The 22,076-nt window shown below is 36.1% G+C and carries 18 protein-coding genes; 6 read left to right on the top strand and 12 right to left on the bottom strand.

Translation table 11 applies throughout. The features are described from left to right. The 6 genes from RNZ46_RS14215 to RNZ46_RS14240 all read right to left on the bottom strand — a co-directional run bounded on the left by RNZ46_RS14215 (window position 1) and on the right by RNZ46_RS14240 (window position 6,004). Complete coding sequence (locus RNZ46_RS14215; protein ID WP_316982831.1) at window positions 1–1,569, bottom strand: hypothetical protein; 1,569 nt, start codon at window positions 1,567–1,569, stop codon at window positions 1–3. 126 nt (window positions 1,570–1,695) lie between these two features. Next, on the bottom strand, window positions 1,696–2,829 hold the full coding sequence (locus RNZ46_RS14220) for a patatin-like phospholipase family protein (protein WP_316982832.1): 1,134 nt from the start codon (window positions 2,827–2,829) through the stop codon (window positions 1,696–1,698). 83 nt (window positions 2,830–2,912) lie between these two features. Further along, window positions 2,913–3,674: a TRAFs-binding domain-containing protein gene (locus tag RNZ46_RS14225; RefSeq protein ID WP_316982833.1), complete on the bottom strand. Its 762-nt coding sequence runs from the start codon at window positions 3,672–3,674 to the stop codon at window positions 2,913–2,915. A gap of 23 nt (window positions 3,675–3,697) precedes the next feature. Continuing rightward, complete coding sequence (locus RNZ46_RS14230) at window positions 3,698–4,192, bottom strand: hypothetical protein (RefSeq protein WP_316982834.1); 495 nt, start codon at window positions 4,190–4,192, stop codon at window positions 3,698–3,700. A gap of 174 nt (window positions 4,193–4,366) precedes the next feature. Beyond that, entirely contained in the window at window positions 4,367–5,002 is a 636-nt protein-coding gene (locus RNZ46_RS14235) for a glycoside hydrolase family 19 protein (RefSeq protein ID WP_316982835.1), read from the bottom strand. Window positions 5,003–5,032: 30 nt separating this feature from the next. Then, on the bottom strand, window positions 5,033–6,004 hold the full coding sequence (locus RNZ46_RS14240) for a toll/interleukin-1 receptor domain-containing protein (RefSeq protein ID WP_316982836.1): 972 nt from the start codon (window positions 6,002–6,004) through the stop codon (window positions 5,033–5,035). Between the two features lie 420 nt (window positions 6,005–6,424). Here RNZ46_RS14240 and RNZ46_RS14245 point away from each other — a divergent pair, with 420 nt between their 5' ends. From RNZ46_RS14245 to RNZ46_RS14270, 6 genes are all read left to right on the top strand, one after another. Beyond that, window positions 6,425–7,396 (top strand): ROK family protein, encoded by a 972-nt coding sequence (locus RNZ46_RS14245; RefSeq protein ID WP_316982837.1) that lies wholly within the window; start codon window positions 6,425–6,427, stop codon window positions 7,394–7,396. A 9-nt stretch (window positions 7,397–7,405) separates the two neighbouring features. Beyond that, entirely contained in the window at window positions 7,406–8,575 is a 1,170-nt protein-coding gene (locus RNZ46_RS14250; protein ID WP_316982838.1) for an MFS transporter, read from the top strand. Between the two features lie 21 nt (window positions 8,576–8,596). Continuing rightward, the gene (locus RNZ46_RS14255; protein WP_316982839.1) at window positions 8,597–9,361 is read left to right on the top strand and encodes a sugar isomerase domain-containing protein; all 765 of its coding nucleotides are present in this window, start codon (window positions 8,597–8,599) and stop codon (window positions 9,359–9,361) included. A gap of 106 nt (window positions 9,362–9,467) precedes the next feature. Beyond that, the gene (locus tag RNZ46_RS14260; RefSeq protein ID WP_316982840.1) at window positions 9,468–10,097 is read left to right on the top strand and encodes a ChbG/HpnK family deacetylase; all 630 of its coding nucleotides are present in this window, start codon (window positions 9,468–9,470) and stop codon (window positions 10,095–10,097) included. 18 nt (window positions 10,098–10,115) lie between these two features. Continuing rightward, window positions 10,116–11,903: a glycoside hydrolase family 9 protein gene (locus tag RNZ46_RS14265; RefSeq protein ID WP_316982841.1), complete on the top strand. Its 1,788-nt coding sequence runs from the start codon at window positions 10,116–10,118 to the stop codon at window positions 11,901–11,903. A gap of 26 nt (window positions 11,904–11,929) precedes the next feature. Beyond that, entirely contained in the window at window positions 11,930–12,601 is a 672-nt protein-coding gene (locus tag RNZ46_RS14270; RefSeq protein WP_350339783.1) for a polysaccharide deacetylase family protein, read from the top strand. A gap of 21 nt (window positions 12,602–12,622) precedes the next feature. Here the strand turns inward: RNZ46_RS14270 and RNZ46_RS14275 are convergent, their stop codons facing one another. The 6 genes from RNZ46_RS14275 to murQ all read right to left on the bottom strand — a co-directional run bounded on the left by RNZ46_RS14275 (window position 12,623) and on the right by murQ (window position 22,050). Continuing rightward, window positions 12,623–13,819: a DUF5009 domain-containing protein gene (locus RNZ46_RS14275; protein WP_316982842.1), complete on the bottom strand. Its 1,197-nt coding sequence runs from the start codon at window positions 13,817–13,819 to the stop codon at window positions 12,623–12,625. Window positions 13,820–13,845: 26 nt separating this feature from the next. Then, the gene (locus RNZ46_RS14280; protein WP_316982843.1) at window positions 13,846–16,770 is read right to left on the bottom strand and encodes an FAD-binding and (Fe-S)-binding domain-containing protein; all 2,925 of its coding nucleotides are present in this window, start codon (window positions 16,768–16,770) and stop codon (window positions 13,846–13,848) included. A 9-nt stretch (window positions 16,771–16,779) separates the two neighbouring features. Then, window positions 16,780–17,997, bottom strand: a complete 1,218-nt coding sequence (locus RNZ46_RS14285) for an exo-beta-N-acetylmuramidase NamZ family protein (RefSeq protein ID WP_316982844.1) — start codon at window positions 17,995–17,997, stop codon at window positions 16,780–16,782. Between the two features lie 287 nt (window positions 17,998–18,284). Further along, window positions 18,285–19,991, bottom strand: coding sequence for a glycoside hydrolase family 3 protein (locus RNZ46_RS14290; RefSeq protein WP_316982845.1), 1,707 nt, complete (start codon window positions 19,989–19,991; stop codon window positions 18,285–18,287). 116 nt (window positions 19,992–20,107) lie between these two features. Further along, window positions 20,108–21,211: an acyltransferase family protein gene (locus RNZ46_RS14295; protein WP_316982846.1), complete on the bottom strand. Its 1,104-nt coding sequence runs from the start codon at window positions 21,209–21,211 to the stop codon at window positions 20,108–20,110. After that, the gene (gene murQ, locus RNZ46_RS14300; RefSeq protein ID WP_316982847.1) at window positions 21,211–22,050 is read right to left on the bottom strand and encodes an N-acetylmuramic acid 6-phosphate etherase; all 840 of its coding nucleotides are present in this window, start codon (window positions 22,048–22,050) and stop codon (window positions 21,211–21,213) included. Before murQ ends, RNZ46_RS14295 begins: the two co-directional genes overlap by 1 nt. Window positions 22,051–22,076 lie beyond the last annotated feature (26 nt).

A 22,076-nucleotide genomic window follows, 5' to 3' on the forward strand; every position in this document is an offset into this window, starting at 1 on the left:
TTAATCTTCTTCTGGAAATGTAATATGCTGATAGGTGCCTAAATCTGGTGAAGCTGTTCGGTTTACATTTAAAATATCAGTGGGAACTTGACTTGAAAACATGGGGTTTCCTTTGTTTATTGCAGCCGATTCGTCGCCAATAATTAATTGGTTTAATGCGCTGTCTTTAAAGTTGGGGTCTTCGTTAAAAATAGTGTTTTCGTAAAGGCTGGGGTTTTCCAAATTGTAGTTTTCTCCCGTAAAATTGTTGTTGTTATCTTCAAAACGGATTAAACAATTGGTGAATTTAAAATTGAAAGCTACGGAGGCCTCTTCAATTTCATCTAATAAAATTTCGGGATTGTCATTGCCGTAAATAATACAATTGTTAAAATTGGCTTCGGTTAAATCGGCTAGTATCGCGTTGTTGTCTTCATCCGTCACAAAATTATTGAGCAAAACAGCAGGGAATTGCCTAAAGCCGTTACTCCAATAATTGGCAATGGTGCAGTGTGTAAAGTTGTATGTTCCACCCAAAGTTCCGGCAAACGAGGATTGCCCCGAATTGTTAATTACCAGGTTTTCAGCGGTTATGGAGGTGTTGCGCCCCAGCATGCCAAAATTACTGGAATTATATATTTGGGCGTTGGTGATTTTTAGTTTTTCGGTCGCTTCATTGGGGTTTCCATCGCTTAAAATGCCCACGGTTGCATTTTTAATGGTTGTGTAGTTTATGGTATTGTTTAAGCTACCATCCAACAACCAAATGGTGCCCCATTGCCCGGGCGTATCGGAGAAGTTGGGTTCTAATCGGTCGCCTTCAAAAATAACTTCATTTTCTAGCACTTCTTGGTCGTTGCTAAAAGCCCCGTTCACATTAATAGATGCGCCATTAGACACAATAATACCCGAGTTTGAATGAAAATGCAAACGTGCACCCGCATCAACGGTTAAGGTTTCACCGTTTGGTACGGCGGCAAATCCGTAAATAACATAAGGTTTTTCGTTGGTAAAAGTGAGTTCAGTGGGCAGTAATTCGCGGCCTTGTAATTCGGTTTCAATTAATTCGCCACCAATATCCAAGGTTAAGGTCTCAATAACTTTTGTAGTATTATCTCTGTCTGGATAAATAAAAACGGCGTCTTGCACCAAGGTAACCAACTCCACTTTTTGAAGGTTTGAACCAGAATCAAACTCAATTTGATCGGTGTAAAGATAAGTGCCATTGGGGTTCGGGAAATTATTAATATCAATAGTGGTTTCAACAAAAATAAACAGGCTGTCGTTTGCTAAAACTTGAATATTATCGAAGCTTTTACCAGCAATTCCATCTACATTTAATCTGTAGTTTGAAGCAACACCTTGGGCTAAACGTACAGAAGGAATTGAAATATCGTTATCACTTTTATTATATACTTTTAAATTATAGGTACTGGAGCCAATATTGGTGAAAACGGTATCTAAATAAACGGTGTCTTTAGAAAACTGTAGGCTTCCCGTACTTGGTGAAAATTCAAAATCTTTACGGCAAGAACTCCAAAGCATTAAAAAACAAATGGTACATATAAAATAAAGAATATTGCGTTTCATAAACGGGATTGAATAATATGAATAACGACAAAAATAATTAAATATGTTTTAGGCTGTGGCGTTAATTGAAATTAGTTTGGTTAAGCGTAATAATCGTATCAAATTGTTGCATAATCACCATCAAACTTAATCAAAATGGGTTTTTAAAACACTAATGGATGCAGCTACGCCAATATCGTAAAGTTCTTGCCTGTTTTCAGCATTGCTCATTTCAATTAAACTTTCAACATCTTTCGCATTAAACGTTTTTCCTAACCCCAATCCGTTTAAGTCATTTTCGGTAATGGGGAAGTTGTATCGCAAGTATTTAATCAGGGCTTTACCGCCCATAAAATCATCTTGTAACGACTCAATTTCCATATCTATATAATGCGCCGTAGGGGAGTTGGAGAGCCACTGTAAAACAATCTGGTTTTGCCAACTGGCGTCTTGCATAAGCATATCGGGAACGCTTTGTGCCCATGTTTTTAACCATGCTTCCTCAATATCTTTTGTTTGTTTTTTAAACACGCTATAGCCAGTGCCGACGGATACTACGGTTAATTTGTCTTCGCCCATTTCCCAATTAAACGGGAAGCCTTTTAGGGTTGCAACCATTAATAATGTGAGCGCGGGATTGTTAGCCATACTAACGCCGCCATCAACAAATGCAGCGCGTTGCCCATCGCCAACATCAATCATTTGTGGTGCAAAATAAGTAGGGGCGGCACTGCTTGCCCTTACGGCTTGCCAAAGTGGTATGTTTTTGTTTTTGCCAATATTGGTATCGAAAAATTTACCATTTGGATGATTGATAATAGGCCACACACTATTGGTGTCGGCTCTTTTGGCGACAATGCAAAGTCCTGTTTTAATTTGATCGCTTTCTAGCGTTATATCGCCAAAAGCATTTTTTAAGCTATCTTCCAAAGCTTCGTAATCGTAGCCCGCTTTTAAAAATTTCCATGTTTCCAAAGGATTCCAGAAACTTCTCTTTTTACCAAAGATTTTCCCACCCAAATCCATGTAAAGATTAACTATGTCGTCAACTGATTTTCCAACGGCCAATGCCCCAGCAATGATGGAACCCGTAGAGGTGCCTCCAATCAAGTCGAAATGGTCACAGAGCAGATAATCGTTGCCGTGTTTTTCGCGTAAAATGTTTTCTATTTTTTTTAAATAGCCGAGGGTTAAGGCGCCTCTAATTCCCCCACCATCTAAGGAAAGAATGTTTTTTGAACCGGAATTTGGGTCAAGGTGTTCTTGGAATGTTTTTTTCATTGTATCGGTGTATTGGTTGGTTTATTTTGTTGCCATGTCGGTAATGGCTTCGGTTATTATAGCCGTTACCGTTATGGATTATCTTATTTAAAATGAATGTTTAAATCTTCAATTTTCTTTTTTTGTTCGCTGTAAGCACTCATCGCAAAAGTGTCGTTTTTGGCTTTGGCCATATCCTGAGCTTTGTTTTCGTAGGTAGTCATTAAATCGTCCATACCTTTATAATGGTATGCTTCGGCAATGGTGAGCAATATCCAAATGGCATCTTCTTTTGTAGAAAAATCTTGTTCTTTTTCTAAGTTTAATGCGATTTCCAAAACCGTGTTTCTAATGTAATCGGCTTTTAGTTTTAAATCTTCCCATGGTTTATGTTGGGATTTTAATAAATCCGTTTTTTTGTAAAGCATGAATGCGGCATTGATGCCATTGTAATAATCTTGTTTTAGTTGAAACCCTTTTTCGTACGACACAATGGCATTTTCCAGATAATTGGAATCACTGGTTAATTCATATAAGCGTTTATTTATGGCGCCTGTTAACCCTAAAACCTCAAGATCGTTACTTTGCAACGGTTGCAATTCCTCTAAAATATTTTTTGCATTTATCAAGGCTTCCAACTCGTTTGGCTGTTTGGATTTATAGGTGCATAATGCCTGTCGGGAAATAATAAATGCGAGGTTGTCTTTTAAAGTCATGTTTTTTTCAGCATGCTTTTTAGCCACACTAAATAGTTTGAGGGCGTTTGTAAAGTCTTTTGCTTTTTTTGCCTCTTCGGCCTTATGCAACAGGCTTGCAAAAGATTCTGGGTTTTGTTCGTTTTGGGATGCGTCTTCGGTAATTTTCATTTCTAAAGTTTTAAGTTCATTTTCTAAAAAAGTAAATACGGGCTATCATTTAATTTTGGTTCTTGATTAAGAACTCCTTTTATAATATTGGTTAAGTGTGCTCTAAACCTTTCAACCTCTTTATAGGGGATGCCTTGATCGGAATGGGTGTATAGGTGAATTACAAAATGCCCAACATCAAAAGGGATGCTGCCCATTTGTTCTTGTTCGCAAATCATGATGGTGTGATTTGGTCTTAGGGCGTGCCTAACACCAAGTTCCCACATGACGTTGGCATTTAGCGTAGAAATATCAACCAAGGCTATGTCGGCATTTTTAATTTCCTGAAGCATTAATTTGTCGATACTTCCGGAAAGGTTTTTATCAATAGCCCTATAACAGGAAATGTTTAAGGCATCAAAAACCGGTTTTATGAGTAGGGTATAGGTTTCATCCAAATCCAACACCCTCACTTTTCCGTTAGCGTAACTGGTTTTTTTTCCAAAACCGATGATGACGAAACATGTTAAATCTTCCATACTCTTAAATTTATTTTAAGGTGGTTTGTAGATTGGTTTTAAGATTTGGCCAGGGAGTTTTTTGAGATTTACTAATTTAATGAAAAATGAGCTAAGGTTAAGGCTTAGGTTGACATTATTTATAAGCTAAACCTTTAAGAAACAACAGTATTTATTTCTGTTGGCCTTGTATAATTAGGATTTATCAGCTTCCAAAACCTCATAAAGTCGTTTAAAAGAATCGAGGTAATGTTGACGATGAAGCAGCCCATTGGTACCGCCGTTAATGCGTTTGGTAACCATATGGATATCATCGTCATCGGCGTACCTATTAATGTTGTTTTTTTTCCAAAACCAGCAGGCAGAAGTAAGTGCCAATTCGGGGTCGAGAATTAAATCGGGGTTGTTCACACAATCGACACCATGGTCGTGCGCAAATTTTTGATAATTGTTTTTCCCCGTAAGTTGTATTAAACCTCGACCTCTATATTTCCAACCATCGCCACTGGCCTCATCACCATTACCCATCCTGTTTCCGTAGACTCTATTGGCAATTTTTTCGGGTTTCCGCGCGTAAGCTTCTGCAATTTCTTTTGTTTTAAAATACTTTCCAAACACACTCCTTAAAGCTTTCGCTGAATAGTTAAGGTTTTCCTGGTTGTATTTAAGCCCGCCACTTTCGTGAGCCAGTTGCGATAGAAAATGTGCCTTTCTGAGCGGTGTATCTATGCCAAAGTTAGGTAATACCGTATTTACATGTGGTAGGTAAAATTGGGCTTTCTCCCAGTTCATGTCGGGGATGATGCTTTGCATTTGATTTGTGGTAATCATAATTTTTGTATTTGATTGGTTTTGAAGTTGTTAATTTTGTTGAGCAAACGCATCTACTTTACTTTCGGTTTTAGACATTATAACGCGTCCACTGAAATAAGTAGGGTCATCGTCAATAGACTTTGCGGTGTAACCTTGCCAATTACCAATTAAAGTATCCACTCCTGCACCTTGCGTTTTCATTAAACACGTACCGCAAATGGATATTTCGCCCTCGCTCCAATAACTTAATGCAATTTTTCTGTCTGGAGAAACAATGCCTTCCATTGGATATTTCATGCCTTCGGTACCGTGTTTTTGCGAGTAGCCCACAAAACGGATTCTGTTTGCTGTGGTCCAAGCGTAAAGTTCATCTTTTTCAAAAACTTCCTCAGATCCGTCTTCATTTATTTGGGTCCATTTGGCAAACCAATTGCCTTCAAATTTGCTGGCATTTTCAGAATTATGGAATTGATCGCGAAAAAGACTTCTAAAGTAAAGATCGTTTTTTTGGGTCTTTACGGTATCAATATATTTTTGAATGAAATCGTCCCAAAATTTTATATTCCCCGCAGATATTTTTGATTTAGTGCCCGCCGTAATAATATCGTAACAGCATTTTCGCATGGAGTCTAAATCTTCCCCTATATAAGCTTGCTGATTGCGATAAACGGAATGAAGTCTTTCTTGACCCATAAAATAGAGAATTGGTGTAACCTTTTTTGCCCTTCCAATGGACATTCCACTTTCATAAGCCAACCACGGTTTATCGTTAGAATCGGGGGTTACTATGGCAATGGTTAAAATGGCATCTTCAATTTCTTTTTCCAGTCGGGTTCGCCACTCTCCGAGTTCCATGCCTCCACCGGGTTTTAAGTTACTTGAAAAAAATATGTCAATCTTGGGTAAATTGGCCATATCGCAAATATCTTCTAATAGTTTTTTTAGACTATCAGCTAGTTTGGAATCTTCATGAGCGTGACTGAGAAAAACTTTAGATTTGATTATATTCTTATTATCCATCTGTTCTAGTGTTTGTAATTAAAATGCTAACTTTCAAATGGTTAAGGTAGTAAATTTTTAAACTATACTGACTGTTAAAACGGTTTTTAATTATAATCGATTAGATGGTTTTTTGAGAAATATCCTTTATGATTTTTAGTTGTGAGGCGACAACTGTTGTCATGGTAATTAAAGGTATTTACTTGGTATGACTAAATTGTGCACTATATCAAAAGGCAAGAGATGGGTGGAATTGCAACAAAAGTCGGACAAATTTTATAAGACCTATACTATATTTTTAAACTATTAAATAGGATGAAACAAAGCATTATGTTGCATGTAATGCGCATATTTGTATTAAAATTTTGCTGTATATTGCGTTTTTGTGAATAAAATTATATATATTTGCTGCAATAATGCAATAAAATTATTCAAACACGTATGAAAATAGCAAATAAAGGTGTCATTGGGATTGATATTGGCGGTACGAAAATTTCTGGTGCTATTTTCACTTTTCAAGGAGAAATTGTTGAACGACAAAAAGTTTTAATTGATAATGCGCAAGGCAAAGAGGCAGGATTGCTTATCGATTCCCTTTTAGGATCTCTTTTAATTACAGCAAACTCAAAAAAAATTGAGGTGAAGGCCATTGGTGCTTGCGTTCCAGGTATAAGTGATAAGCTTAATGGAACAGTTTGGGCGCCTAATATAAAAGGATGGGAAAATTATCCGCTTTATTCTGAATTGACAAAAATAGTAGACAACCCTCAAATAAATATTACTATTGAGAGCGATAGGTCTTGTTATATTTTGGGAGAAACATGGAAAGGCGCTACAAAAGGGTGCGATAATGCTATTTTTATAGCTGTAGGTACTGGTATAGGCGCAGGTATTCTTATGAATGGACAGGTTTTGAATGGCTCTAGAGGTATTTCAGGGGCGATTGGTTGGCTTGGTTTTGAACCACCATATAAAGAAAAGTATGATAACTGCGGGAATTTTGAATATTATGCTTCCGGAAACGGACTTGTTAGAAGTGCTAAAGAATTATTAGAACAACCAAAGTATAGTACAAGTCTATTAAGTCAAATCCCTAAAAGTCAATTGCGCTCTGAGGATATTTTCGAAGCTTTTAAAAACGGTGATGCTCTCGCAAAAGAAGTTTTTAATAAAGCAATTGTGTATTGGGGAATTGCAGTAGCTAATATGGTTAGTGTTTTCAATCCTGAGAAAATAGTTTTTGGAGGTGGCGTTTTTGGTCCGGCAGAACAATTTTTAAATAGGATAATTGAAGAAGCAAAAAAATGGGCACAACCTCTTAGTATAAAACAAGTGCAAATTGAGATATCGACCTTAAAAGGAAGCTCAGGTTTGATAGGAGCTGCATATTCCGCATTAAAATCAATTACCTAAAATTTGACTATGCAAAACACCACTTATAAAACAAACTACATTTTCGCTGCGGCTTGTATTGGCATGCTTATTTTTGGAATAGTAATGATTTCTTTAGGATCTATCTTGCCTGATATAACTTCTAAGTTCAATTTAGAAGATGTTTCAGCAGGAACGCTTTTGTCATTGCTGCCTTTTGGTATTTTGGTGGGATCCATGATTTTCGGACCTATGGTTGATCGTTTCGGCTTTAAAAGTGTTCTTATTGGCGGTGGTATTTTAACCATTATTGGGTTGGAAGGGCTTGCCATAACAAATCAATTATCGGTTTTACAAACCATGGTGTTTACTATAGGTCTTAGCGGGGGTGTTTTAAATGGAGCTACAAATGCCTTGGTTTCAGATATAAGTTCAGATAAAAAAGGGGCCAACCTAAGTCTATTAGGTGTTTTCTTTGGTATTGGAGCTTTAGGAACACCAGCACTATTGGGAGCCTTATCTAATAATTATTCTTTTGAAACTATTTTAATGGGTATCGGTGGTGTATTAATATTGCCTATAATATATTTCAGTGTTATTAAGTTTCCTAAGCCAAAACAAGAAAAGGGTTTTCCAATTAGTAGGAGCCTTAAACTTTTAAAAGACCCTCTATTGATAATTTTTGGATTTGTTTTATTTTTTCAAAGTGGTATCGAGGGTATTGCAAATAATTGGACAACGTCTTATTTGCAATCAATAAAAGAATTTGATAATGAACTAGCCCTTTTCTCACTATCATTATTTGTAGTAGGTCTTACATTGGCCCGTTTGGTTTTAGGCAAACTGTTACGTGTTTTAAACCCATTTAATGTAGTACTCATAAGTATATTTTGGATGTTTTTAGGAGTACTTCTTATGTTTAATGGTGGTGCAAATACGATAGCCATAATTGGTCTTATCTGTTTGGGCGTTGGTGTGGCTGCTGGTTTTCCTGTTATTCTTGGATATGTTGGCGCCATATACAAAGAGTTGTCTGGCACCGCTTTTAGTATTGTTATTACAATCGCTTTAATAGGGAATTTATTAAGTAATTATTCAATGGGAGTAATAGCACAAAAATATGGCATGACACAATTTCCAATGTTTTTGATGGGCTTACTCATTTTAATGACTGGCTTACTCTTAGTGTCTCGAAAAAAAATAATCAACATTAAACAATAATAATTAAAAATTCAGAAAATTATGTTAGCAAAACAATGGTTAGACAATGCCAGAGGGGTTATGGACAAAATAGAAACCACTCAAATAGAAAATATTAAAAAGGCTGCTGAAGTTATGGCAGATTCAATAGAAAAAGGAAAGTGGGTTCATACCTTTGGCTGTGGCCATGCCACTTTACCTATTGAGGAAATGTATCCTCGTATAGGTGGCTTTGTGGGATTTCACCCTATTGTTGAACTACCGTTAACCTTTTTTACCAATATTGTTGGTCAAATGGGGGTTAATCAATTTATTTTTTTAGAAAGAGTAGAAGGCTATGGAGTAGAAATTATGAAAGGACATAATTTTGATGAAGCAGACACCATGTGGTTATTCTCGCATACAGGAGTTAATAGTGTGAATATTGATGTTGCACTTGAAGCTAAAAAGAAAGGCATGAAAGTTATAGTTTATGGTTCTGAAGCAGAAGCTAAAGGGAAAACCGTTAAACACTCTTGCGGTAAAACCCTATTTCAATTGGCGGATGTTGTGGTAGATTCATGCGCTCCTGCTGAAGATGCTACAGTAACATTAAAAAATCACGTAGATAAAATAGGGCCAGTTTCTACTATGGCTTTTATGACAACGGTTTGGATGACTGTTACTACCGTTGCCGAAATTTTAGCAGATCGTGGTGTAAAACTACATATTCACCCATCTCACAACGTTCCTGGAGATACAAATTCCAAAGAACGCTTACACGAGGCATTGGAGGAGTATAAAAGAAAAATATCAGCATGTCAATAAAACACCCTAACTAAATTAATAAAGTACCCTATTCAAATTATATTATTTTTGAATAGGGGCTTTCACTTTTGTTAAGCCACAACAATTAATATTGAAATGTAAACTGATGATAAATTTAATAATTAACGCAGACGATTTTGGAATGAGTAAAGTATATAACAAATATATACTCGACCTCTTATTTCAAAAAAAAATCACTTCAACAACCGTAATGGTTAATAGAATATCAGATAGTCAATCCGAGCAAGTACAACAACTCAAAACATTATTAAATAATGAAGATGTAAGCGTTGGCCTTCACACGGAGTTTACCTACGACAAACATTTGGAGCAGGTAGAAACACAATATGAGAAATTTATAAACATATTTGGTTTAGCTCCCAGCCATATCGATATTCACAAAGAACATTTGCATCATAAATATCATCCCGTTGTTGCTGAATTCTGTGATAAGAAAGGAATTCCTTTTAGAAATCACGGTACACAAAATGCAGCAAAAACAACAGATGCAAAGTATTTCTACGGATCAATCCCAAACTTTAAAGACATTGAAGACTGGATTAAAAGCTTGTCAGAAAATAAAAACTATGAATTGGTTTTTCACCCGGGAATTTACGATAAACACTGCTATTCTTCTTTAAATAAAGATAGGGAAACAGATATAGAACATATAGAAAAAATTAATAGTCAACTTTTAAATTACAATATCAATTTAATCAGTTTTAAACAACTATAAATAAAAGCACGTAGTATCATGAAAAATTTAGCACTTGTATTTGGGATTATACTTTTAAGTTTTGGGTGTTCCGAAGAACAACATCAATCTTGGATTAGAATTAATCAAATGGGGTATCAACCCAATACCATTAAAGTAGCAGTTATTGGTTCAAAAGATAATATATCGGTTACGGAATTTACCCTACACAACTCAGAGAACGATGCCATTGTAGCGTCTTTTGACACCGTAGAATCTAAAGGTGAATTCGGACCGTTTCAAACATCATTTCGCTTAGATTTTTCAGATTTTAATGATGAAGGCAGCTATTACATAAGGGCTAAAAACACAAAATCCCCCGTTTTTAAAATTGATAATAATGTGTATGATGGCACTGCCGATTTTCTTTTAAAATATATGAGGCAGCAACGTTGTGAATTTAACCCATACCTTAAAGATTCCTGTCATGTAGATGATGGCTTTATTATTTACCACCCCGAAAAACCAGATGGCACTCATATTGATGTAGCAGGTGGCTGGCATGATGCTACAGATTATCTTCAATACACGGCAACCTCTGCTAATGCTATTTACCAATTATTATATTCCTATAGAGAAAACCCAGAAGCTTTTGGAGATGCTTACCAAGCAAATGGACTAGAAGGGGCTAATGGTATTCCTGATGTTATTGACGAGGCTAAATTTGGCATGGATTGGCTTATTAAAATGAATCCATCGTCAACAGAATATTACAACCAAATTGCTGATGATAGAGATCATGCTGGATATAGGCTTCCAAATAAAGATAGTGTGGTATATCATCCCGAATATAAAGGCAGACCGGTTTACTTTGTAAGTGGAGAAATTCAAGGTTTATTTGAGAATAAAAACCGTACAACTGGAGTGTCTTCAACCGCCGGTAAATTTGCATCTTCTTTTGGAATTGGAGCAGAAGTACTGTCGGACTTTTATCCCGAATACGCCAAAAATTTAACCCAAAAAGCCAAAGATGCTTATGCTTTTGGTAAAACCAAACCAGGCACCATGCAAACAGCTCCAGCCACATCGCCCTATTTTTACGAGGAAGATAATTGGTACGACGACATGGAGTTGGCCGCCGCCAAACTGTACAAACTCACAAACGACAAAACCTATTACAGTGAAGCATTAAATTACGCTTCTTCTGAAAAAGTAACACCTTGGATGGGTCAAGATACAGCTAAACACTATCAATATTATCCATTTTACAATGCAGGACATAACGAATTGGCTTTAATTGCCAATACAGATGATAAAAAAACGGTAACAAATTATTATAAAACTGGTTTAGAGGCTATCGCACAACGTGGTAAAGACAATCCTTTCCTCATCGGAGTACCCTTTATTTGGTGCTCAAATAATTTGGTAACAGCCACTTTAACTCAAGCTAAAGCTTACAGGGAATTAACAGGAGATGACACCTACTTGAACATGGAAGCTGCCCTGAGAGATTGGTTGTTTGGGTGCAATCCATGGGGAACAAGTATGATAGTTGGTCTACCAGAAGGCTACGGTGACTCCCCTATTTACCCGCATTCCTCACTAAACCTTTTACACGGTTACCAAACTGATGGCGGGTTGGTTGATGGCCCTGTTTATGGCTCTATTTACAATAATCTTAAAGGACTGCAGCTGCTTAATCCCGATCCGTATGCCGCATTTCAATCAGAATATGTGGTTTATCATGACGATGTTGGAGATTATTCTACAAACGAACCAACCATGGACGGTACTGCGTGTTTGGTGTTTTATTTATCGTCTTTAGAGGCTGATGTAAAAAAAAAATAAACAATGAGATAGATAATACAGGAGCTATTGTACGTGGCAACAGTAACGAGAAGAATATTCATTTGGTGTTTACAGGACATGAATATGCCGATGGAGGCGCACATATATTGGAGGTTCTAAACCGAGAAAACATTAAAGCTTCTTTCTTTTTTACAGGTGATTTTTATCGTAATAATGAGTTTGCGCCTCTTATTTCCGATTTAAAAAAGAACGGTCATTATTTGGGTGCACACTCCAACAAACATTTGTTATACAATGATTGGTCGGCAGACAAAAAACTGTTGGTAACCGAAACCGAGTTTAACGAAGACCTAAATTTGAATTATGCCGAAATGAAAAAATTTGGTATTAACAAATCCGATGCGCCTTACTATTTACCACCTTACGAATGGAACGACAGTACAATTACCTCCTGGACAAAAAAAAACCAGCTTACCTTAATAAATTATACAAAAGGAACGCTGTCGCATGCTGATTATACCACGCCAGATGATAAAAATTATAAAAGCACCGAAGTTATTTACAATTCTATTTTAGATTATGAGGCTAAAGCATCGCTCAACGGGTTTTTACTTTTAAGTCATATTGGAACGCACCCTAATCGCACAGATAAATTTTATTTGGAATTGGAACATCTCATTAAAGCATTAAAGCGAAATGGATATCAATTTGTGTCATTAAACGAGATGCTCGATTAGAATAAATCCATATAAATAAATTTACACTTTCAATTTGATTTTTATTTTTTCTAAGCCACCAGTTATTATTATAACCACTAGGGCGAAAAACAATGATTTTACAATACCTGCCCAACCGTAAGTTGCGAATTCAGGCCATCTAAAATTCAATATAGACAATAATGGATATATTAAAAACGGCAACAAATAACAAGTAAGGGTACTGGTTCCTGCAGGTTTTATAATATTGGCCCATGCAGATTGCCCCCATTTATCAACAACAATATAAAATAGGCCAAATAACAAAAATGCTATACCGCCACAAATAATGGTCCATGAAGGTGTAGCCAATATTTTTGAAATTATAAATGATGGTCTGATAAAAAATCCAAAGGCAATAAGAGTTATACCACAAGCTAGTAGTATTAACAAAAATCTATTTTCCTTTTTCTGATCTTTATAACGCAACAACAAAGCAGTACACAACACACCTAACATCACCAATAAATGATTGGAAGCGCTAACCACAATTTTAAAAGATGGAAAGCCTTTGAAATACCCAAATTCCTGAATATTAAATAAAAACAATAGTAAGCATCCTAAAATGATATCTCTTATTTTGCTGCCCAAAAACATAAAAAAGAATGCATTTAAAAGATACGCCCAACCAATCAACCCTAAAATGCCCCACCAATAAGGCTTTATCCATATGGGATTGTCGGCTGTACCACCTCTAAACACTACAGCCAAATACAGCAGAATACCTATCCCTAAACATTTTAAAGCTATAACTCCTGCTTTAGTTAAGTATGTAATAGGCTTGTAATACAGCCATACTAACATAATTCCTACCGTCATTAATATTTGCCACGTATTTTTTCCAAAAGGCATCAAGTCGGGATTAATCCGACCAATATTGACCATTAAAACGCCCATGGCCAATAAAGCAATCGTCCTAGAAACAATATGAGTAGCTGTGGAAGTTTCGTTATATCCCTTTTTTCTTCTGGTGTTTATGGCCAAAGGAATGGAAAGGCCAACAATAAATAAAAATAAAGGAAAAACAACATCCGATAGACCCATACCGTCTTCTTGTGCCTCCGTGTGTTTCAACCAATTGGGAACATCTTTTAACGACGGAATATCATTCACAAAAATCATTAAAAACATGGTTATCGCCCTAAAAACATCAATAGATTGCGTTCTTTTGATTTTGATATGTTTGATGTTCGAATCCATGAAAAATTAATTCAATTTTGGTAGAACTATAAAAGCGCTTCCCTTAAAACACTTACGGCATGTTTGGAGTTTTTATCTGTGCCATCTTTAATTTGGTGGCGACAACTCGTACCCGACGCGACAATAATCGTTTGGTCGCTCATGTTTCTTATTTTTGGAAAAAGGGTATCCTCTCCAACTTGCATGCTCAATGCATAATGTTCTTTTTCATAACCAAAAGACCCTGCCATTCCACAGCAACCGGAATTTATAATGGTAACGGAGTAATTTTTAGGAATACTAAGCATTTTAAAGGCTGATTCCATGCTGCTTAAAGCTTTTTGATGGCAATGCCCATGAATTTTAACCACCTGCTTTTCTGCGGTAAACTGGTCGGGATTTATTCGACCTTCGTTTGATTCGCGACTTAAAAACTCTTCAATCGTAAAGGTATTTTTGGCAATTTTTTCTGCTGCTTTTTTATCTTCAGCAAGTCTTGCGTACTCATCCCTAAAGGTTAAAATTGCAGAAGGTTCAATACCTACCAATGGCGCATCATGTGAAATAAGTGGTTTAAAAAAATCAACATTATAATCGGCCAGTTTTTTTGCTTGGTCTAACATGCCTTTTGATATAAAACCACGACCGCTTTCCTTATGTTTAGTGATATTAACTTTATAGCCCAATGCCGTTAAAAGTTCCATGGCATCAATACCAACGTGCACGTCGTAAAAGTTCACAAATTCATCTATAAAAAGATAAACCTCACCATTTTTACAGGGCGTGCTATTAAGTCTTTTTTTATTCTTTTTGTACCAATTGAAGAAGGTAACCGCTTCCAATTTTGGAATACTTCGTTGTGGCGCAATCCCCAATAAATTTTTAGAGAATTTAGTATTCAACATAAAATTGGTTAGCCGTGGCGCTATATTGCCTAACTTATTAAGGTTTGTGCTGTTTCCAAAGAGTTTGCTCCTTAAAGGCAGACCATTTTCTTTGTGATATTGATATAAAAACTCGGCTTTTAAAGTGGCTATATCCACGTTACTGGGGCACTCGCTGGCACAGGCTTTACAACTTAAACACAAATCGAAAACGTCGTATAGTTCTTTATGATTGAATTTGTTTGCTTTATCTGAATGTGTTAAAAATTCCCGGAGCGCATTTGCCCTGGCTCGGGTGGTGTCTTTTTCATTTTTTGTTGCTCTGTAACTTGGGCACATGGTACCGCCGGCTTCGGGCAGTTTTCTGCAATCACCGGAACCATTGCATTTTTCGGCCGCCCGTAAGATGCCCAAACTATCGGAAAAATCTTGAACCGTTGCTATGTCTGGCTCAACCCGATCGACTTCGTATCTCAAGTTTTCGTCCATTGCAAAAGCATCGATTATTTTGCCTTTATTGAAAACATTATGAGGGTCGAAGGTTTGTTTGATTCGTTTTAAGAGGGCATAATTTTTTTCACCTATCATTTTAGGTATAAATTCTGCCCTAACAATGCCATCTCCATGTTCGCCACTAAAAGAACCGCCGTATTTTTTCACCAATTCTGCAGTCTTCGATGTTATTTCCCTAAACAGAACAACATCTTCTTGTTTTTTTAAATTAAGAATGGGTCTTAAGTGCAACTCACCAGCACCAGCATGTGCATAGTACACGGCATTTTGACCAAAATCTTCCATCATTTTAGAAAATTCAGCGATGTAATTTGGCAAATCCTTTAAAGCCACAGCAGTATCCTCAATACAGGCAACGGCTTTTTTATCGCCTATAATATTTCCCAACAAACCCAATCCGGCTTTACGCAGTTCCAGGGCTTGATTTATTTGATTATCAATTAATTTAGGATAAGCATAACCCAATTTATTTTTTTGCAAATCGGATATTAAAGCTTCTGCCAAAACATTGGAATCTGTATCGTTATGCGTACAAATTTCCAACATAAGAATAGCCTTTGGGTCGCCTTCAACAAAAAACCTGTTTTTAATTTGTTCCCTGTTATTCTTGGTACAGTCCAAAATGGTTTTATCCATGAGTTCGCAGGTGTATAAATTATGCTTCATGGCAATTACCACGGCTTTCATACTCGCTTCAATGGAATGAAAATGCGCTGCCACCATAATGTTTTTAGGCGGTGGCACGTCGTCTAATTTTAAGGTTATCTCCGTGGTAAAAGCCAAGGTGCCCTCACTACCTGCCATTAATTTTGATAGATTGATTTGAGACTCATCACCTCCAAATACTTCTGACTTTAACAACTCATCGACGGCGTAGCCATTGTTTCTTCTGTGGATGGATGGCTTTGGAAATTCGTTTTTTATTTCTAATTGATTCTCGGTATTTGAAAGCTCATGATGTAACGTTTTATAAATGTTGCTCTCTAAACTGTTTCCTTTTGTTTTTAAAAGGAATTCCTCGGTATTCAAATCCTTAAAAACCACTTCGGAGCCATCACTTAAAACGGTTTTCAACTGCACAATTTTATCTCGTGTAACACCATATTTAATAGAGGTTGTCCCCGAAGAATTGTTGCCTACCATACCGCCAATCATGCATCGATTGCTAGTAGAGGTATTGGGGCCAAAAAACAGTTTGTATGGTTTTAGGAAATTATTAAGCTCATCCCTTATCACACCGGGTTGTACGGTTATGGTTTTATTGTGCTCATTAAAACTTACAATTTTAGTGAAGTGTTTTGATAGGTCTACCACCAAACCATCGCCCACACATTGACCCGCTAACGAGGTGCCCGCAGCCCTTGGAATAAGCGTGATTTTGTTGATTGTGGCAAACTCAATCAGCGCTTTTAAATCCTGATTGCTTTTTGGATACGCCACGCCTAAAGGCAACTTTCTGTAAACAGAAGCATCGGTGGCATAAATGGATTTGTGGAGTGCATCGGTAAATAATTCGCCCTCCAAAATAGTTGATAATGCATTTAAATCCTGTGACGTAGAGGCTTCAATATTCATCCAATCCTTTTATTTGTACAACAAGTATTTTTCTCTGGTTTTGCTAAAGGCTTCCAATCCGGGTTTCCAACTTTCTTTGATAGCTTCAGCAGAAACGCCATTTTCAATTTGATCTTGCAACTTTTTAGTCCCTGCCAATTTAGGAAAGAATTGGTTGAAAAATGTGGTTTTATCTGCTGTGGCCTTATAGGCTTCAATTAACCAGTCTAAATTTATCTCATCAAGACGCTCCACATTTCTTAAATCCTTCCCGAAGCATAACTCTCCTTGATGCTTGGGTGTTTTAGCTCCAAAATTTGGTTGTGGTGTAAAGCTGAAATCAAATGTTTCCTCAGGTAAGAATGGTGCACCGAAAATTTGGAATTGCATTTCGGTTCCGCGTCCACAACTAACCGTAGTGCCTTCAAAAAAACAAACACTTGGGTATAAATTAATCGATTTTGCATTGGGCAAATTGGGCGACGGTTTTAAAGGTAAATCATACTCCGAATCGTGCGTGTAATGCTGTAATGGCACTACGGTAAGATCGCATTGTATTTCGTTATCCATCCATTTTTCGCCATTTATCATTTTTCCGTACTCGCCAATGGTCATCCCATAAACAATGGGTACGGTATGCATGCCCACAAAACTTGTAACGTCTTTTTCTAAAATAGGCCCATCGATATAATGCCCGTTAGGATTTGGACGATCCAACACAATGACAGGGATATTGAGTTCTGCGGAAGTTTCCATAACGTAATGAAGTGTCGATATATAAGTGTAAAAACGAACCCCAACATCCTGCACATCGAAAAGCATAACATCTATATCTTCTAAAAATTCTTTAGGCGGTTTTCTGTTTTTACCATAAAGTGAAAAAATGGGTAAGCCTGTTTTTTCGTCTATGCCATCCTCAATATATTCACCAGCATCAGCAACACCTCTAAAACCGTGTTCTGGCGCAAAAACTTTGGTAACATTTACGTTAAGTGCCAAAAGCGAATCGACAAGGTGGGTGTGCTCTTTGCCGCTATCATTCTTAAAAATAACGCTAGTTTGGTTGGCCACTACGCCTACGTTTTTACCTTTTAAAAGGGGTAAATATTTGTTGGTTTGATTGGCTCCCGTAACAATCGCTTTAGTTTCAACGGATTGATTTACGATGGCTTCATTTTTAGCTTGCTTTTTTTTAGTTGTGGAATTGCAAGCTGTTAAGGCTAAAAAGAGAATTACAATATATTTCATAATGTGTGTGATTTGATTATGGCTTTCCAAAATGTTATTAAAAAAATAATTTGATTTTTTATTTAAGGTTGTTATTAGAGGTTGGTTTAAGTCTATTAATGTATTCTGATTTTGTGTTGGTTTTTCATGTCGTTACCTAGTTTTCCAAGTGGTTCTTTTACAATTGTGATGCCTTTTTTTTAGTTAATGTTCTAAAAAAAGGTTTAAGATATTAAAAAATAATATGTGTTATAATTTGCTTAGTAAGGTTTTCTTCATCTTTTATGCGTTTTAGGATTGTGAACCATTTAATTGTCTTCTAAAATTGATAGGCCATAATGGGTAGGGTAAATCTTTGATATTGATGTTGGTAATTTCCCTTTGGCGTCAATCTCTCCAAAAACAGCCTGTGCAGAGATTTTATTTGCCCATTCTGAATTTTCATAAGAAACAATGATACCTTCAATATTTTCAAGAGACAGGTTTTGTAAACTATATTGGCTGGCAAATACATTTAAAATCACTTTGTGGATTTTTGATAAGCTTTCGATTAATGACCTTTCTTTATTAGAAATGGCATTAGTTTTCCTGCTATTTAATCGATGGTAGCTCACTATGAGTTTATCGTATTTATTAAGTTCGTTTAATAGTTTTTTTTGAGATAAATTAGAAACATCAGTAACATCGGTTTTTAGCCTTATGTGGTTTAAAAAGGTTTCGGCACTGCCATCTCCTAATTTTAGAAATGCAATTTTTTCCTTCGATTGCTTTTGCAAAGGTAATACAGCATCATCATTTTTTATTATCGTAATCGCATTGCTGATAGCTTCTTTATATAAATCATCATTAATGTCTTCATTCAAATCATTTACAAGGTTATTTAATTCAATAGGTTTGAATTGGTTTAAGCCTGCATTAAATTTAGCAGCAAGTATCTTTTTTACAGAATGAGATAAACGCTCCTCGGTTATTTCGTTGGTATTGTATGCTTCCATAATTTTAGAAATCGCCTTAGGCGCGTCTTCAGTAAAAAGCAATACATCGTTACCTGCTTTAAAAGCCGCTAAATCTATATCTCCGGGTTCTTTGTAATTTGCAGCTCCTTTCATATTTAAGGCATCAGTAAAAATGAGTCCTTTAAATGCTAATTTTTCTTTTAAAATGTTGGTCACTACTTTTGGAGATAATGAAGAGGGTAAGCCTTTTTCATGTGTTAAACTCGGGACATTTAAATGGGCAACCATAACGCCCGCAATACCTTTGTTAAACAATTGTTTGTACGGGTAAAGTTCTACCGAATCAATTCGCTCTTTGGAAAAAGAAACGGTAGGCAATGTTTTATGCGAATCTGTGTCTGTATCGCCATGCCCAGGGAAGTGTTTTGCGCAAGCCAATATACCTTCGCTTTGTAAACCTTCGGTAAAAGCTACTGCCTTTTTTGTGACATTATATTTATCTTCACCAAATGAGCGTACCCCAATTATGGGGTTTTTTGGATTGGTGTTGATGTCCACTACGGGAGCAAAGTTTATATGAATCCCCAATCTTTTGCAATCTTTACCAATTTGTTTTGCTATTTGTTTAACTATGCTGTTTTTCTGAATTGCCCCAAGTGTCATATTATATGGGTATTTTGATGTGCTGTCTAGCCTCATGTTTAAACCCCATTCGCCATCAATCCCAATAAATAAAGGCACTTTAGATATGGTCTGGTATTCATTTGTTTGTTTTGCTTGACGCACGGGGTCTCCCTGAAAAAATATGAGCCCTCCAATATTAAATTCTTTGATTAGTTTTTCAATAGCATCTGAATGCTTATGATCTCGATTTGAGTAAGTTGCAACCATAAATAATTGCCCTACTTTTTCTTTTAGAGACATATTGTTATAAATGCTATCTACCCATTGGGTATGCGCATTTATTGTGTCTTTATTAGTTTTAGGTTGTTTTTTATTAGAGTTGCACGATATAAAGCAGATAGCAGATAATATGGATATTATTAGAAACTTATTCATTTGTTAGTATTTTAGTTTTTGGTTTTATTTGCTCAATGAAGATTTGACACTTTAATTCTAGTTTTTATTTTTATTATAGGATAAAATCATAATTTCTATATAAGTATGTTGTTTTGCTAAATTTTTATAAAAATTTTCTTTTTATAGAGCAGATATACTAATGCCCAGAAAAAAATAATATGGGTAATTGCGAACAATAAGGAACCATTCATTTTACCTGCAATTGGAACAAATACTTCATTATATAGACTATTGTATCCGTTAACCTTTTCACCTTGCTCATTTGTTAATTTAATTAGATAGAGGCTTTTAACGTATAAGCCGGAAAATACGAAAATAAACAATGAATTAGTACCAAAATGTATAAAAGGCGAGGACCATTTTTTTAAACCATTAATGTCAATAACCCAAATTAGCAACGCTAAAAACAACATGGCAAGCCCTGCTGAAAAACACACGAAAGAACTTGTCCATAAAGATTTATTTATAGGAAAAATATAGCCCCAAAACCAACCAATCATGGTTAAGATGGCCCCATAAATGAAAAGTGATTTAACAGTGTTTAGATGAGAACTAGATTTTGATATAAGTTGACCTGCCAAATTACCAAATATAACAGTTCCTATTGCTGGTAAGCTTGACAGTAACCCTTCCGGATCAAAAGGAAACCCGAGTCCTTTCCACATATGTTCTGAACCCAATAAAAATAGATCAATTTCCTTTACCAAATTAGTCTGGGGGGCGTATGGATTCTCTGGAACAAGAAAATATAATAGACCCCAATACAAAAGTAACATACTTGAAAGTAAAAAAATCAATGTTTTTTTATCAAAAAATAAACTTAGGGTCGCTCCAATTCCATAGGCAATAGCTATACGCTGTAAAACGCCAAAAATCCTAACTGTATCAAAGTTAAACTTTGGATATAAATTTAAAAAGAAACCTATGGCAAATATAATCAGTGTTCTTTTGCCAATTTTTAATAAGGCCTGATTAAATTGCCCGGATTTATATTTTTTAAAAGCAAAGTGAATAGAAACCCCAACGATAAATAGAAAGAATGGAAAAACAGCATCTGTAGGCGTGAAACCATGCCACTTAGCATGCAACAGGGGAGGGTAAACATATGACCAACTTCCTGGTGTGTTTACTAGAATCATTAAAGCAATCGTTAATCCTCTTAAAACATCTAATGCTATTATTCGCGAATTCAATTCCATTATTCGTTCAAATTTTCGTTGGCAGGATTTGTTTTGTGTTTATCAAATACTTCTTTTACGCTTTTATGTTTTAGTAATAAACTACTCGCCAACTTTTCATCTATATTGAGTTGCTCCATTATCATTCTAACACCTCTGTTTACAAGTTTTTTGTTTGAGAGTTGCATGTTTACCATTTTATTGCCTTTTACTTTTCCTAGTTTTATCATAACGGTTGTTGAGATCATATTTAAAACTAGTTTTTGAGCAGTTCCTGCTTTCATTCTCGTGCTTCCGGTAACAAACTCAGGGCCAACAACCAACTCAATTGGATGGTCTACCTCTAGAGATAACGGCGAGTTTTTGTTACAAGTAATGCAGCCCGTAATAATACCATGCTTTTTTGCTTCTTTAACACCGCCAATAACATAAGGTGTTGTTCCCGATGCGGCGATTCCTATAAGCACATCTTTTTTTGAAATGTTGTATTCCTGGAGGTCTTTCCATGCCATTTTACTATCGTCTTCTGCATTTTCAACTGCTTTTCTAAGTGCAACATCGCCACCGGCTATAAGTCCAATTACCACATTGTCTGAGACGCCATAAGTTGGTGGGCACTCGGATGCATCAAGTACACCTAATCGTCCGCTTGTTCCTGCTCCTATATAGAACAACCTACCGCCAGCTTTTATTTTGCTATAAATATCGTCTACTAGTTTTTGAATAGAAGGCACCACTTTTTCAACTGTATAAGCCACTGTTTTGTCTTCTTTATTCATATTTGAGAGCAGTTCAACGGTGCTCATTTTATCTAAATCGTTATAACCTGAAGGTTGCTCTGTGGTTAACTTGTTTTTCATATAACTTAAAAATTATTATACTGTTT

The organism is Hwangdonia lutea (genome assembly GCF_032814565.1).
Lineage (GTDB): Bacteria > Bacteroidota > Bacteroidia > Flavobacteriales > Flavobacteriaceae > Hwangdonia > Hwangdonia lutea.